This is a genomic window from Microvirga aerilata (genome assembly GCF_016743775.1).
Classification (GTDB): domain Bacteria; phylum Pseudomonadota; class Alphaproteobacteria; order Rhizobiales; family Beijerinckiaceae; genus Microvirga; species Microvirga aerilata.
On the sequence record NZ_JAEQMY010000008.1, the window covers coordinates 145998 to 160177 of the forward strand.

Consider the following 14180-nt stretch of genomic DNA (forward strand, 5'->3'; position numbering starts at 1 on the left):
CGTGACAGGCAACGCCACAAGCTCTGCCTGGTCCTCCCATGAGGGTGCCGCCGCTCTCGCGGCCCCTGCCCTTGCCGAGAAGCGACGCGCCTTCGACTGGCGCATCCTTCTCGGCCTTTTCTTGCCTGTGGTCATTGCGCTTCTCTGGGAAGCGGCCGTCGCGTTCGGCCTTGCGCAAGGCCGCCTCGTCCCACCGCCGAGCCGGATCTTCGCGGCCCTCTGGGCGCTCGCCGAGACCGGCGAATTGTGGACCCATGCCTGGATGACGCTCTGGCGCGTTCTCGTCGGCTTCGTGATCGGCGCCGTGGCCGGCATCGTGCTGGGCGCGCTCTCCGGCTCCAACCGGACCATCAGGCAGGTGCTCGACCCGACCCTTCAGGCCCTGCGCGCGATTCCCTCCATCGCCTGGGTGCCTCTTTTTATCCTGTGGCTCGGCATCTTCGAGGCCTCGAAGGTCGCGCTCATCGCAGTCGGCGTGTTCTTCCCGGTCTATCTCGGCATCGCGGGCGCGATCCTCTCCGTCGACCGCAAGCTCGTCGAGGTCGGACATGTGTTCCGCCTCTCGCGCGTCCAGCTTGCAAGACGCATCCTGCTGCCGGCCGTTCTGCCCGAAGCCGTGATCGCGCTGCGCTCGGGGCTGGGCCTGGGCTTCATGTTCGTGGTGGCCGCCGAGTTCATGGGCGCGTCCGAGGGCCTCGGGTACCTGCTCGTCGACGGGCAGCAGATGGGCAAGCCGGATCAGATCCTCGCCGCCATCATCGCCTTCGCCCTGCTCGGCAAGAGCGCCGACAGCCTGCTCGTGGCCGCCACCAGGCCGCTCGTGCGCTGGCAGGACACCGTGCGGGAGAGGTTGTGATAGTTGTCACCCAATCTCCACTGTCATTCCGGGGCCGCGCAGCGGAGCCCGGAATCCATAAACTCGACGTAGAAATTCCAAGTTCTACCGTAACGGCTGCGTCTTATCCTGCACCGTCAGCGGTTATGGATTCCGGTCTCGGCCTATGGCCGCCCCGGAATGACAGTGCGGGTGTTGCTCGGCAGACGAGTCATGGAGAGAGGAGAATTGGATGCTGAGCCTCGAACATCTCTCCAAAACCTATGCGGACGGCACGCGCGCACTCTCCGACATCAACCTCTCCGTTCGCGAGGCCGAAATCGTCGCGCTGATCGGCGGCTCGGGCTGCGGCAAGACCACGCTGCTGCGCCTCATCGCCGGCCTCGACCGGGCGAGCGCCGGACAGATCCGCCTCGACAACGAGGTGCTGTCGGGGCCGCATCCGGCGGTGGGCATCGTGTTCCAGGAGCCGCGCCTGCTGCCTTGGCTCTCCGTGTCGGACAACATTGCGTTTGGCCTCAACGGCGTGAGCGCTGCCGAGAAGAAGGCGCGCGTTGAGCATGCGCTCGACAAGATCGGCCTCGCCGAACATGCCGGGCGCTGGCCGCGCGATCTTTCGGGTGGACAGCAGCAGCGTGTGTCGATTGCGCGCGCGTTCGTGACCAACCCGAAGGTGCTGCTGCTCGACGAGCCTTTTTCGGCCCTCGATGCCTTCACCCGCGCAAGCCTGCACGAACATCTCCTCGGGCTGTGGGAGGAGACGCGCCCCACCGTGGTGCTCGTCACCCACGACGTGCAGGAGGCGGTGACGCTGGCCGACCGCGCCGTCGTCATGCAGCCCAAGCCCGGACGGATCTTTGACGAACTGCCCCTGACCCTGTCGCGCCCCCGCGACAAAACCGGGCTTCCCTTCGAGACTTCCGTGCGCCGCGTCTTGACGGCCCTGGACCATTCCCTCAAAGCACCGCAGCAACAGCCCCAGCGCGAACGCGACCGTCAGGCCGCCGCGCTGTGGTGGTAACCAGCTCAAGGAACATCATCATGGATGCGACCGCCCTCCGCGCCCTCCAGGCGCCGATCAAGGACCAATACCGCAGCGACCCAAACACAGCCGTGATCACCCTGAAGGCGCAAGGCACCCTCGACGACCAGCACATCGCCTGCAAGGTCGAGACGGGCCGCGCGCTGGCCGTCGCAGGGCTTCACCCGGCCTCCGGCGGCACGGGAGCGGAGCTGTGCTCGGGCGACATGCTGCTCGAAGCGCTCGTGGCCTGCGCGGGCGTGACCCTGAAGGCGGTGGCCACCGCGCTCGAGATCGATCTGCGCCACGGCGCCGTCAAGGCGGAAGGCGACCTGGATTTCCGCGGCACGCTCGGCGTCGACAAGACGGCACCCGTGGGCTTCAAGAACATCCGCCTCTCCTTCGAGGTCGACACCGACGCGCCGCAGGAGAAGATCGACCAGCTGCTCAAGCTCACCGAGCGCTACTGCGTGGTGTTCCAGACCCTCAACATCAAGCCTGATTTGAGCACCACGCTGACGCGGACTTGAAGACCGACCTTCCGCCGGACGCATGCGAGAACGTCACGTCATGGCCGGGCTTGTCCCGGCCATCCCGACCGGAAAAGCGCCATGCCTTTCAGAAACGAGATCACCGGCACAAGGCCGGTGATGATGGGGCGGGATGCTGCGGATGAGGTTGAGGATGCTGAATGATGTCAGTTCCCGGCCACCAGGGTTCGCGGCGCGCCGCTGATCGCGACTGCCGCGCCGCCCCGGATTTCCTGCACGGTCAGGGCACGGTCGTTGGTGCCGTCCGGGTTGAAGCGGAAGACGCCGTCGGCGCCGGCGAAGCCTGCCGGGGTCGTGAGCATGCCGTCGTTGAAGGCCTGCGCCCCTTGCATCCGGGCAAGCGCCGCAGCGAGCGTCACCGCGTCATAGGACAAGGTGGCGAGGCGGACAGGCTCCGTGTTGTAGCGGGCCCGGTAGCGCTCGGCAAAGGCCTCGAAGCCGCGGTTGTCGGGTGCTGCGAACCAGCCGCCCTGCAGGGCCGGCAGGGCAAGGACGCGGGGCTCGTTCCACAATCCTGTGCCGAGAGGCTTGACCTGTTGCGCGTTGAAGCCGGCCGTCTGGAGCGCCTGGGCGATGGCGGGCAGGCCGTCGCCGCCCTCAGGCATGAACAGGGTATCGGCCTGGGGCGCGGTGCCGCCGATGGCATGAGCCATGCGCTGCACAGCCGCCTGCGGCTGGCCGGCGGGATAACGTTCGAGCGCCACAATGCGCATGCCCTGCCGCGCCGCCGCAAGCTGAAGCCGCGCCTCGGCCACGCGGCCATAGGTTGTTTCCGGGATCAGGGCCGCAACGGAGCGGCGCCCTTGGGCGGCCGCAAAGGAGACGATGCGGTCGACCTCCTGCTGGACGAGGAAGCTCAGGAGATAGACGCCGCGGGTGGCGACGCTCGCATCGGTCGAGAAGCCGATCACGGGCTTGCCCATGGGCCGCGCCGCCTGTCCGGCCGCTTGGACCGAGCCGGCGAAGAGCGGGCCGATGATCAGGTCGGCTCCCTCCGCCAGAGCCTGGCTCGTTGCGCTCTGCGCCCCTTCGGGGGTGCCGCGGTCGTCCTTCACCAGAACGGTGATGTCCGCCCCTTGGAACTCGCCGAGCGCCAGTTCCGCCGCGTTGCGCATGCTCTGCGCCACCACGGCCCCCTGCCCCGGGCTCGTCAGGGGCAGGATCAGCGCGACCTTGACGGGGCCGTTGCCGATGGCGGTGCCGGGCATCGAGGTCCCGGACGGAGCGCCCTGCATCGGGGTGCCAGCAGGCGCAACACCGGCCGCGTAGGCAGGTTCGACGGGTGCCTGAGCGGCCTGAGGCCTGCTCGCCTTGCGCGGCGGCGCCTTGCTGCCGGAGCCGACGCAGCCGGACACCAGCAGCGCGCCGGCCAGAACGGCCGCCAACGCAGCCCGGCATTTCAGCCCCGTTGCCGCAAAACACCCCACGCGCGCCATCTCCCACCCCCTTGGAAACAGCTTTCATTCGATGGGGAGGAAGCGTGGCAGAAAAAGGTAAACATTGTTTCCATGGCGGGAGGCCGGTGCGATCGCCGGCTTTCGCAGGCCCGCCCCTTCATGCGACAGTAACAAACGATGAATCAGAGAATCGACAACCGCACCAAGCGGCGCGACCCCGCGGCGAAAACCAGCACCTTCACGGCCTTCGGCCTCGCCGCCGAGGCGAAGCCCCTGTCGCCCGGCCTCTACGTGGTCGCAACCCCCATCGGCAACCTGCAGGACGTGTCCTTCCGGGGACTGAGCGTGCTTGCGGCGGCCGACGCGATCCTGGCCGAGGATACGCGGGTGACGAAGACGCTGCTGGCCCATTACGGCATCACCACGCCGCTGGTCGCCTATCACGAGCACTCGAACGACGCGGTGCGCGAGCGCATGGTCCACCGCATCCGGGAGGGGCAGGCGCTCGCTCTCGTGTCGGATGCGGGCACGCCTCTCGTGTCGGATCCCGGCTACAAGCTCGTGCAGGCGGCGATCGAGGAAGGGCTTCCGATCACCCCGATTCCCGGCCCCTCGGCGGTGCTCACGGCGCTCGTCGCCTCGGGCCTGCCCACCGACCGTTTCTTTTTCGAGGGCTTCCTGCCGCCGAAAAGCGCGGCGCGCCGGGCGCGTCTTGCGGAGATCGGCGCGATCCCCGGCACGCTCATGCTGTTCGAGGGCCCGCACCGCCTGCCCGAGATGCTGGCGGACGCGGCAGCGGTCCTCGGCGAACGGCAGGCCGTGGTGGCGCGTGAACTCACCAAGATGTTCGAGACGATCCGGCGCGGCACCCTGCCCGACCTGGCGCAGCAATTCGCCGAGGAAGGCCCGCCGAAGGGCGAGATCGTGGTGCTGATCGGGGAGGCCACCAAGGCCATGCATGCAGCAGAAGCCGACGCGGCCCTCGACGGCAGGCTGGAGGCGGCCCTCAAGAACCATTCGATCAAGGACGCCGCGGCGCTCGTGGCGGCGGAGCTCGACATGCCCAAGCGCGAGATCTATGCCCGCGCATTGGCGCTTGCAAAGAAGGGCGAATGAAGAGCGCGCTCGAACGCCGTCGCGTCACGTTCCTGCGCGGCTATCGCGCCGAATGGATCGCGCTTCTGTTTCTGCTGGCAAAAGGCTACCGCCCGCTCGCGTGGCGCTATTCCGCCTCCGGCGGCGAGATCGACCTGATCGTCATGCGCGGCAGCACCATCGCGTTCGTCGAGGTGAAGGCGCGCGGCGCAATAGAGGACGCGCTGTCCGCCATCACGGCAAGAAAGCGTCAGCGCTTCTCGCGGGCCGTGCGAGCCTGGCTCTCGCGCAATGCGTGGGCCGAGGGAAAAACATGGCGCGCGGATGCGGTGTTCATCGCGCCCAGGCGATGGCCGCAGCACATCGTGTCGGCGTTCGAGCTGGAGATGCGGTGAGAGACAGCTCCACCGCTGTACGATTCAAGCCGCCATCCTGTGCCTGTCCGCCACCGCCTCGCGGATGTGCCGCGCCAGTTCCTGCACCACGTGGCTGCCGCCGTCGCGCGGCAGGTAGAGATTGACCATGAAGGGCGGCAGGGCTGGCAGGCCGGATTCAGGCCCCAGCACCTCCAGGCCGTTCGGGACCGTGGAGGCCATCCAGGCCATGACGGCGATGTCGGCCGCGACCGTCGCCACCTGGGCCGAGGTGTTCGTGACCTCGGACACGGAGCGCCACTCGATCCCGGCCTTCTGCAGCACGTCGCGGATCGGCGTGCGGAAGGCGCAGTCGGAACAGCCGATGGACACGGGCAGCGGGCGCTGGCGCGCCGCATCGCCGCCGCGGGCACCCACCCAGACCAGGCGGTCCATGACCAGGTTCTCGCCGTCGGGATCGCAGGCCATCTCGGTGGCCAGCACCACATCGACCTTGCCGGCCTGCAGCTTCGCGCGCAGCGCTGCGCTGGAGCCGCTGTTGAGAGAGATCTGCACGCGCGGATAGCGCCGCGCGAAATCCTTCAGGAAGGTGGGAAGGTAGGTGGTGATGATGTCGCTCGGGATGCCGAGCCGCACCTCGCCTTCGAATTCGGGCGTGGTCATCTCGGTCCAGATCTCATCGTTGAGGGCAAGCAGCCGCTTCGCCCGCCCGAACAGGCGCTCGCCCGCGCCGGTCAGCTTCATGCCGCGTCGTTCCCGGGTGATGAGCTCCTCGCCGAGCGTCTCCTCCAGGCGCTTGATCTGCTGGCTGACCGCCGCTTGCGTCAGGTTGAGAACGCCGGTGGCGGCCGTCATGCCGCCCGCGTCCACCACCGCCACGAAGGCTCTTAGCAGGCTGACATCGAGATTCCGGGCCATCGCCCACCTCAATAAGATTTCATTATTTCCAATATAATGAACATTCGTTTCTCTTATGCAAGAGGCAAGAGCATCATCCTCTTATCGAACTTGAGGAGACGGCCATGTCAGCTCTTTCCATCGTCCACGAATGCACCTCGGCCCTGATCGCCCGCAAGCCTTCACGCCTAGGGGGTCTCATGGCCGCGTTGATGCGTGAAATCGAGATCCGCCGCGCCCTGCGCGAGGTCAGCACCCTCGACGAGGCCATGCTGCACGACATCGGCATCAGCCCCGGCGGTATCGAGGAAGCGGTGCGGTGCGGTCGGGGCTAAGCCTCGTCCTTCGGCGCGAACACCGTGACGGCGGCGGGCTGGATCGAGAAATGCGCGGGCGTCTGGGTGACGATCTCGCCATCGGCGTTCACGGGCTTCGGCTTGCGGGTGCGGATGTCGAACTCCTTGGCCCGCACCGCCCGCACCTCGTTCCAGGCCCCATGGCGCCCATGACGGAACGACCGCGCCATGAGCGCAAGCTTCCAGGCCCGGTCGAGCTCGAGGCTGTAAAGGTCGAGATGGTGATCGTCGATGGTGGCATCCTTCTCGACCGCGTTGCCGCCGCCGTAGAAGCGTCCGTTGCCCACCGCGATCTGAAGCGTCCTCACGCGGGCCGCTTCGTTCTCGCTGTAGATCGTCGCCCTAAAGGGCCGAGCCTGCGCCAGCACCTTCAGGGCCACCAGAGCATAGCCGAGGCGGCCGTACCGGCGCTTGATGTCCCGGGTGAGCTGCTGCGCCAGCTCTGCCGAAAGGCCGATGCTCGCCACGTTGAAGAAGGGCTCGCCGTTGACGATGCCGAGATCGATCTTGCGGGTATGGCCGCCCGCGATCACCTGAGCCGCGCCGTCGAGGTCGAAGGGGATGTCGAGGGTCCTGGCCAGATCGTTGGCCGTGCCGAACGGCAGGATGCCCAGCGGCAACCCGGCCTCGATCACCCCGAAGGCCGCCGCGTTGAGCGTGCCGTCGCCGCCGCCGACGATGGCGCATTCCACATCCTTGGCGTGCTGGACGATCAGCGGCGACAGGTCCTCCCGGCGGCCGCATTCCACATGGATGGGCTCGATGCCGTGAGCTTCCAGACGCTCGAGAGCGAGGTCACGCTGGGTGGCGCCGCTGCGGCTCTTGGCATTGACGATCAGAAGGGCGCGGCGGGGCATACTCTATCACATGGAAAAGCTTGAGGGGTTAGGCAAGGGGCATGCGGCAAGCGTGGCCCTTGATAACCCTGCTGTCCGTTTTTCGTTCACTCCCTGCCGGGGAGAGTTGCCATCACGTGTTTTCAGGCCAATAACCCCCCTTCCCTAGGAGACCTGATCCATGACCCTCACCGTTGCGATCCAGATGGATCACATCAAAAGCATCAAGATCGCAGGCGATACGGGCTTTGCACTGCTGCTCGAAGCCCAGCGGCGGGGTCACCGGGTCCTGCACTACACGCCCGACCGCCTGAGCCTGCGGGACGGCGCGGTGGTCGCCATGGCGGAGACCATCGAGGTGCGCGACCGGGAGGGCGACCACTTCACGCTGGGCACGCCCGAGCGGGTCGATCTGTCCGGCGTGGATGCGGTGCTGATGCGCCAGGACCCGCCCTTCGATCTGGCCTACATCACGGCAACGCATTTTCTGGAGCGCATCCATCCGAAGACCCTGGTGGTCAACGATCCGGCGCATGTGCGCAACGCCCCGGAAAAGATCTTCGTCACCCACTTTCCGCACCTCATGCCACCGACCCTGATTTCCCGCGACAGGCAGGAGATCGAGGAGTTCCGGCGCGAGCATGGCGACGTGGTGATGAAGCCGCTCTACGGCCATGGCGGCGCGAGCGTCTTCAAGGTCGGTCGGGAGGACCCGAATTTCGGCTCGCTCTACGATCTCTTCGCCAACCTGTTCCGCGAGCCCTGGGTGATCCAGCGCTTCCTGCCGAAGATCACGGAAGGCGACAAGCGCATCATCCTCATCGACGGCGAGGCGGCAGGCGCCATCAACCGCGTTCCGGCCGCCAACGACATCCGCTCCAACATGGTGCGCGGCGGGGCTGCAAAGCCCACGGACCTGACGCCCCGCGAACGCGAGATCTGCGAGACCATCGGGCCGGACCTGAAGCGCATGGGCCTGATCCTGGTGGGCATCGACGTGATCGACGGCAACCTCACCGAGATCAACGTGACCGCCCCCACGGGCATCCGCGCCATCAAGCGCCTCGGCGGACCGGATCTGGCCGTGAACGTGTGGGACGTGATTGAGAGCAAGGTGGGGCGGTAAGAGTCAGGCTATCCCGAACGGCGCAAGCCGGTCCGGGATCGCGAGCAGGATGGAGCGCCTGAACCTCCACTGTGATCCCCGCGCAGGCGGGGATCCATAACCACGACGTCCATCGTCCAAGGCGCAGCGAATGCCGCTTTGTTTATCCTGCACTGTCAGCGGTTATGGATTCCGGGCTCTGCTACGCAGCCCCGGAATGACAGTGGTTTCTCAAGCTGCTAGTTCCGCAATGACCGCATTGAGCACCGGGAAGCCCTTCGGCGTCACCGCAAGGCGCGAACCATCCACCTGGATCAAGCCCTCCTCCTCAAGGATGCGCAGCCGCCGCTGATTGAGCGTCTTGCCCGTGAACGCCTCGAAGCGGCGCGGGTCGACGCCCTCCTTCAGGCGCAGTCCCATGAGCAGGAACTCGTCGCCCTCGGCCTCGGAGGTCAAAACCTCCTCGTCGATGACACCGTGGCCCTCGCGCTCCACGAGCTCCAGCCACGTCTCCGGGTGCTTCTCCGTGGATGTCGCCAACCGCGCGTTGCCGGTGACGAGGCGGCCATGGGCGCCGGGGCCGATGCCGGCATATTCGCCGTAGCGCCAGTAAAGCAGGTTGTGGCGGGATTCCGCGCCGGGCCTGGCGTGGTTCGAGATCTCGTAGGCCGGAAGCCCGTGCTTCTCGCAGGTCTCCTGCGTGATGTCGTAGAGGGCGCGGCCCGTCTCCTCGTCCGGCACGGTAATCTTGCCAGCATCGTAGAGGCGCTGGAACCAGGTGCCGGGCTCGATGGTGAGCTGGTAGAGCGACAGGTGCTCCACCGCGTGGCTGATCGCCTGCTCCAGTTCGGCCGCCCAAGCCTCGGGCGTATGACCGGGACGGGCGTAGATCAGGTCGAAGGAATACCGGTCGAAGATGGAGGCTGCGATCTTCACGGCGGACAGCGCCTCCTCGACGGAGTGCATGCGGCCCAAGCGGCGCAAGTCGGGGTCGTTGAGGGCTTGCACGCCGAGCGAGACCCGGTTGATGCCGGCCCCGCGATAGCCGCGAAAGCGCTCCGCCTCGACGCTGGTGGGGTTGGCCTCGAGCGTCACCTCGGCTCCCGGATCCATGGCCCAGGCGCCACCGATGGCGTCGAGGATCGCCCCCACCGTTTCGGGCTTCATGAGCGAAGGCGTGCCGCCGCCGAAGAAGATGCTCGTGACCGTGCGTCCCGGAATGCGCGCGGCCGTGTGGGCGATCTCGCGCTTGAAGGCTGCCAGAAACCGCTCCTGGTCCACCGGCTGGTGGCGGACATGGCTGTTGAAGTCGCAATAGGGGCACTTGGAGGCGCAGAAGGGCCAATGGACATAAACGCCAAAGCCCACGTCGCGCGTCGGATGATCGATCATGGGCCGTATATGGCAGGTCTTCACCCCAACGTCACGGGTGCCGGTGTCGCGTGGACCCAGCCGGGGCGATGGCCGGGCTACCCGGCCAGTCCCCTCGCCCGCAGCACGTCCCCGATTTCGGTCAGGATCATGGGATCGTCGATGGTGGCGGGCGTCGACCACTCGTCCCCGTCGGCGATCTTCTTCATGGTGCCGCGCAGGATCTTGCCCGAGCGGGTCTTGGGCAGCCGCGACACGGTGATTGCCAGCTTGAAGGCGGCCACGGGCCCGATCTTCTCGCGCACCAGGGCCACGAGCTCGGCCTCGATCTCCTCGGGCGAGCGGTCGATGCCGGATTTCAGCACCACGAAGCCGCAGGGCACCTCCCCTTTCAGGGCGTCCTTCATGCCGATCACGGCGCATTCGGCCACCGCCGGATGGGAGGCCAGCACCTCCTCCATGCCGCCGGTGGAGAGGCGATGGCCCGCGACATTGATGATGTCGTCCGTGCGGCCCATCACCCAGATATAGCCGTCCTGGTCGAGATAGCCCGCATCCGAGGTGTTGTAGTAGCCGGGATAGACGGAGAGATAGGAATCCCGAAACCGCTCGTCCGCATTCCAGAGGGTCGGAAGAGCCCCCGGAGGAAGCGGCAGCTTGATGACGATGGAGCCCATCTTGTTCGGCCCGACGGATTTTCCGGCCTCGTCCAGCACGTCGAGGGTATAGCCCGGCATCGGCACCGTGGGCGATCCGTGCTTGACCGGCAGGGCCCCCAAGCCCAGCGGATTGCCCGCCACGGGCCAGCCGGTTTCCGTCTGCCACCAATGGTCGATGACCGGCGTCCCCAGGATGTCCTCCGCCCATTTGACCGTGTCGGGATCGGCCCGCTCGCCCGCAAGGAAAAGGGCACGGAACGCCGAGAGGTCGTATTTCTTCAGAAGATCCGCCCCGGGGTCCTCCTTCTTGATCGCCCGGAAGGCGGTGGGCGCAGTAAAGAGCGTCACGATCCCATGGTCGGCGATCACCCGCCAATAGGCGCCCGCATCGGGGGTGCCCACCGGCTTGCCCTCGTAGAGAATGGCCGTGCAGCCATGCAGAAGCGGCCCGTAGACGATGTAGGAATGGCCCACCACCCAGCCCACATCGGAGGCGGCCCAGAAGACCTCGCCGGGCTTCACGCCGAAGAAGTGGCCCATGGACCATTTGAGCGCGACCATGTGGCCGCCATTGTCGCGCACCACGCCCTTCGGGATCCCAGTGGTGCCGGAGGTGTAGAGCACATAGAGCGGATCGGTGGCCTCCACCGGCACGCAGTCGGCCTTCCGGCCCTCGGCTCTCGCCTGGGCGACGGCGCCGGCCCAATCCAGGTCGCGGCCGTCCACGAGGGAGGCGTCCAGCTGCGGGCGTTGGAAGACGAGGCAGGATTCTGGCTTGGCCTTGGAGAGCGAGATCGCCTCGTCCAGCAGGGGCTTGTAGGGGATGACCCGGGCGCCCTCGATGCCGCAGGAGGCGGACAGGATGGCTTTCGGCTTGGCATCGTCGATGCGGGTGGCGAGCTCCTTGGCGGCGAAGCCGCCGAAGACCACGGAGTGAATGGCCCCGATGCGGGCGCAGGCCAGCATGGCGAAGGTGGTTTCCGGGATCATCGGCATGTAGATGACGACCCGGTCGCCCTTCGTGACGCCCATGTCCTGCAGCACGGCGGCGAGCGTCGCCACCTCGGCCTGCAGCTCGGCGTAGGTGATCGCGCGCTTCGTGCCGGTGACGGGGCTGTCGTAGATGATCGCCGCCTGATCGCCGCGGGTGGCCACATGCCGGTCGACGGCGTTGTAGCAGGTGTTGCATTGCGCACCCACGAACCAGCGGCCGTAGATGCCGGCCTGGCTGTCGAACACCTTGTCGGCGGGCCTGATCCAATCGATCTCTCGCGCCGCCTCCGCCCAGAACCCCTCCGGATCGGATTTCCAGCCGGCATAGACCTCATGATAGCGGCTTTGGGCAGATAGCATGGCGGACCCCGTTGCGTTCACTGCATGAGACTTGAAGCGTCTGCTGTGGTAGCAGGCGATCAAGCCGTGGTCAGCGGCGACTTTCGGCGAGTTTTTCGTGATTCTCGATCCTCTCTTCTATGCCGCCGCCGTTCCGGCCGTCACGCTCATGGGCCTTGCCAAGGGCGGCTTCTCGGGTCTCGGCATGCTCTCCCTGCCCCTGATGGCGCTCGTGGTCTCGCCGGTGCAGGCGGCCGCCATCACCCTGCCGATCCTGATCGTGCAGGACGTGGTGTCGGTCTGGGCCTACCGGTACACCTGGGACCGCCGGAACGTCGGGCTTCTGCTCATCGGCGCCATCTTGGGCATCCTGGCCGGCTACCTGCTGGCGGCCCAGGTGTCCGATGCCGCGATCAAGCTCGCCGTCGGGGTGATCTCCATCGCCTTCGCCGTGCGCCGGATGGTGCTGGAGTGGGGCGGCAGGGAACCGAAGCCGACCGCCGCCGACGTGCCGCGCGGGATCTTCTGGGGCTGGGTGACGGGATTTACCAGCATGATCGCCCATGCGGGCGGGCCGCCCTTCCAGATCTATGTGATGCCCCAGCGGCTGCCGCGGGACGTGTTCGTCGGCACGGGCGCCATCCTGTTTGCCCTCGTCAACTGGATCAAGGTGCCGCCCTATCTGGCGCTGGGGCAGTTCACCGCCGAGAACATGGCCACCGCCGGCGCCCTGTTCCCTGTGGCCATCGCCTCCACCTGGGCGGGCGTCCTGCTCGTGCGGCGGGTGTCGGGTCAGCATTTCTACACCGCCGTCTATGGTCTGCTGATTCTCGTCGGCGGCAAGCTGGTCTATGACGGTGCCGGCGCGCTCCTGTGAGGCCATCAGCAAAAAGCCGCCGCTTCGGGAAGAAAGCGACGGCCTTACCGGGTGGGGATTTTGAGGAAGCGCGCGGCTAATGCACCGCCGATTCGGAGCTTCTCAGCCTGGAAATCTCATCCTTGAGCTGAAGCTTCCTTCGCTTGAGTTCTGCCAGCCTCATGTCATCTGACGACGGCCTGTTGAGGGTATCCTGAATTTCGCGCTCGAGAGCCCGATGCTTGCGTTCAAGTTCCGTCAGGTGATTCTGCAGCGGCATGTCAGTTCCTCCTATGGTGATATACTGACCCGGATATTGTGGCAGACAGAGTGTGGCGAGTCGAAGGCGAAATTCGAAGAATCGCGAGTTGAAGATGCTCAGGCGATCTTGCCCTGGGCCAGCCCCCAGAGCATACTTCGGCCCTCTTGGCCCGGCGGCTGTAAGCCGGCTTGGCATCCAGCGCATCGTGCGGAGAAGTGGACCCGGTTCTCCGCGCCCAACGATGCGCCGCTTAAGGGATTGAGCATCGGATCAATCCCAAAGGTGGAGTTCGCTTTTGGGTCCGATGCTTTGGATATTTTCAATGACCGAATTGGCTGAGTTGGAAGCGGAATTGGCCCGTCTCAAGCAGGAGCACCGCGACCTGGACATGGCGATCGACGCCCTGGAGAGCATGGTCGCCGGCGACCAGCTTCAGGTCCAGCGCCTGAAGAAGCGCAAGCTTCACCTGAAGGACCACATCATTCGGCTGGAAGACCAGCTCACCCCCGACATCATCGCCTAAGAACTTCGGACGGAACCAGGAATGGCCTTGCCTGGAGGGGGGGCCTTCGCTATTCCGGCTTGCATGTTAAGGCCTTGAAGCCGGAGCCACGCCATGGCGGGAATCCCCATTGCCATCATCATGGGCAGTCAGTCGGACTGGGCCACCATGCGCCATGCCGCCGAGACGCTCGAGGCGCTCAGCATCGCCTTCGATGCCCGCATCGTGTCCGCCCACCGCACCCCGGACCGGCTCGTAACCTTCGCCAAGGGCGCGAAGGCGGAGGGCTTTCAGGTGATCATCGCAGGCGCAGGCGGCGCGGCCCACCTTCCCGGCATGACGGCCGCCATGACCCCCCTGCCGGTTTTCGGGGTTCCGGTGGAATCCAAGGCCCTCTCGGGCCAGGATAGCCTGCTCTCCATCGTGCAGATGCCGGCCGGCATCCCGGTCGGGACGCTCGCCATCGGCCGGGCCGGAGCCGTGAACGCGGCCCTGCTCGCCGCCGCCGTGCTCGCCCTCCATGATCCGGCCTTGAGCGACCGCCTCGACGCCTGGCGCCGGCGCCAGAGCGAGAGCGTGGCCGAGCGCCCCTCCGACGAAAGCTGACCTCCCATGATCCGTCCTGGCTGCACTCTCGGGATCCTCGGCGGCGGGCAGCTCGGCCGCATGATAGCCATGGCGGCAGCCCAGCTGGGCCTGAGAACGCATATCTACGCGCCAGACGACAACAG

At 66.5% G+C, this 14180-nt stretch carries 16 protein-coding genes and 1 pseudogene; 11 read left to right on the top strand and 6 right to left on the bottom strand.

All coding sequences use genetic code 11. From position 1 onward, the window contains the following. Position 1 precedes the first annotated feature (1 nt). From JKG68_RS08030 to JKG68_RS08040, 3 genes are all read left to right on the top strand, one after another. Positions 2 to 856 (top strand): ABC transporter permease, encoded by an 855-nt coding sequence (locus JKG68_RS08030; protein ID WP_202057841.1) that lies wholly within the window; start codon positions 2 to 4, stop codon positions 854 to 856. A 211-nt stretch (positions 857 to 1067) separates the two neighbouring features. Continuing rightward, positions 1068 to 1856 carry an ABC transporter ATP-binding protein gene (locus JKG68_RS08035; RefSeq protein WP_202057843.1) on the top strand — a complete coding sequence of 263 codons (789 nt, stop codon included), beginning with the start codon at positions 1068 to 1070 and terminating at the stop codon, positions 1854 to 1856. 20 nt (positions 1857 to 1876) lie between these two features. Further along, positions 1877 to 2386, top strand: a complete 510-nt coding sequence (locus JKG68_RS08040; protein ID WP_202057845.1) for an OsmC family protein — start codon at positions 1877 to 1879, stop codon at positions 2384 to 2386. A gap of 167 nt (positions 2387 to 2553) precedes the next feature. Here JKG68_RS08040 and JKG68_RS08045 read toward each other — a convergent pair whose 3' ends face one another. Next, on the bottom strand, positions 2554 to 3843 hold the full coding sequence (locus tag JKG68_RS08045; protein ID WP_202057847.1) for a penicillin-binding protein activator: 1290 nt from the start codon (positions 3841 to 3843) through the stop codon (positions 2554 to 2556). A gap of 138 nt (positions 3844 to 3981) precedes the next feature. On the opposite strand from JKG68_RS08045, the gene rsmI reads away from it, so the two are divergent. Beyond that, entirely contained in the window at positions 3982 to 4920 is a 939-nt protein-coding gene (gene rsmI, locus JKG68_RS08050; RefSeq protein WP_202057850.1) for a 16S rRNA (cytidine(1402)-2'-O)-methyltransferase, read from the top strand. After that, positions 4917 to 5294, top strand: a complete 378-nt coding sequence (locus JKG68_RS08055) for a YraN family protein (RefSeq protein ID WP_202057856.1) — start codon at positions 4917 to 4919, stop codon at positions 5292 to 5294. Before rsmI ends, JKG68_RS08055 begins: the two co-directional genes overlap by 4 nt. 24 nt (positions 5295 to 5318) lie before the next feature. On the opposite strand, the gene JKG68_RS08060 is transcribed toward JKG68_RS08055, so the two are convergent. Then, positions 5319 to 6191: a LysR family transcriptional regulator gene (locus tag JKG68_RS08060; RefSeq protein ID WP_202057858.1), complete on the bottom strand. Its 873-nt coding sequence runs from the start codon at positions 6189 to 6191 to the stop codon at positions 5319 to 5321. 104 nt (positions 6192 to 6295) lie between these two features. Between JKG68_RS08060 and JKG68_RS08065 the strand changes: the two genes are divergently transcribed. Further along, positions 6296 to 6505 carry a DUF1127 domain-containing protein gene (locus JKG68_RS08065; protein WP_202057861.1) on the top strand — a complete coding sequence of 70 codons (210 nt, stop codon included), beginning with the start codon at positions 6296 to 6298 and terminating at the stop codon, positions 6503 to 6505. Here the strand turns inward: JKG68_RS08065 and JKG68_RS08070 are convergent. Next, complete coding sequence (locus JKG68_RS08070; RefSeq protein ID WP_202057864.1) at positions 6502 to 7383, bottom strand: lipid kinase; 882 nt, start codon at positions 7381 to 7383, stop codon at positions 6502 to 6504. The genes JKG68_RS08065 and JKG68_RS08070 overlap by 4 nt on opposite strands. Before the next feature lie 160 nt (positions 7384 to 7543). Here JKG68_RS08070 and gshB point away from each other — a divergent pair, with 160 nt between their 5' ends. After that, complete coding sequence (gene gshB, locus JKG68_RS08075; RefSeq protein WP_202057866.1) at positions 7544 to 8488, top strand: glutathione synthase; 945 nt, start codon at positions 7544 to 7546, stop codon at positions 8486 to 8488. Between the two features lie 210 nt (positions 8489 to 8698). On the opposite strand, the gene hemW is transcribed toward gshB, so the two are convergent. Next, complete coding sequence (gene hemW / locus JKG68_RS08080) at positions 8699 to 9859, bottom strand: radical SAM family heme chaperone HemW (protein WP_202057868.1); 1161 nt, start codon at positions 9857 to 9859, stop codon at positions 8699 to 8701. A 77-nt stretch (positions 9860 to 9936) separates the two neighbouring features. Then, positions 9937 to 11850: a propionyl-CoA synthetase gene (locus JKG68_RS08085; protein WP_202057869.1), complete on the bottom strand. Its 1914-nt coding sequence runs from the start codon at positions 11848 to 11850 to the stop codon at positions 9937 to 9939. Positions 11851 to 11947: 97 nt separating this feature from the next. Here JKG68_RS08085 and JKG68_RS08090 point away from each other — a divergent pair, with 97 nt between their 5' ends. After that, a complete protein-coding gene (locus tag JKG68_RS08090) occupies positions 11948 to 12706 on the top strand; it encodes a sulfite exporter TauE/SafE family protein (RefSeq protein ID WP_202057870.1) in 759 nt (252 codons plus the stop codon). Between the two features lie 76 nt (positions 12707 to 12782). Here JKG68_RS08090 and JKG68_RS08095 read toward each other — a convergent pair whose 3' ends face one another. Next, the gene (locus tag JKG68_RS08095; RefSeq protein WP_202057871.1) at positions 12783 to 12965 is read right to left on the bottom strand and encodes a YdcH family protein; all 183 of its coding nucleotides are present in this window, start codon (positions 12963 to 12965) and stop codon (positions 12783 to 12785) included. A 286-nt stretch (positions 12966 to 13251) separates the two neighbouring features. On the opposite strand from JKG68_RS08095, the gene JKG68_RS08100 reads away from it, so the two are divergent. The 3 genes and pseudogenes from JKG68_RS08100 to JKG68_RS33305 all read left to right on the top strand — a co-directional run. After that, positions 13252 to 13470 (top strand): YdcH family protein, encoded by a 219-nt coding sequence (locus tag JKG68_RS08100; RefSeq protein ID WP_312890751.1) that lies wholly within the window; start codon positions 13252 to 13254, stop codon positions 13468 to 13470. Between the two features lie 93 nt (positions 13471 to 13563). Then, complete coding sequence (gene purE, locus JKG68_RS08105) at positions 13564 to 14055, top strand: 5-(carboxyamino)imidazole ribonucleotide mutase (RefSeq protein WP_202057874.1); 492 nt, start codon at positions 13564 to 13566, stop codon at positions 14053 to 14055. Between the two features lie 6 nt (positions 14056 to 14061). Further along, a pseudogene (locus JKG68_RS33305) lies at positions 14062 to 14180 on the top strand (5-(carboxyamino)imidazole ribonucleotide synthase); the annotation flags it as partial.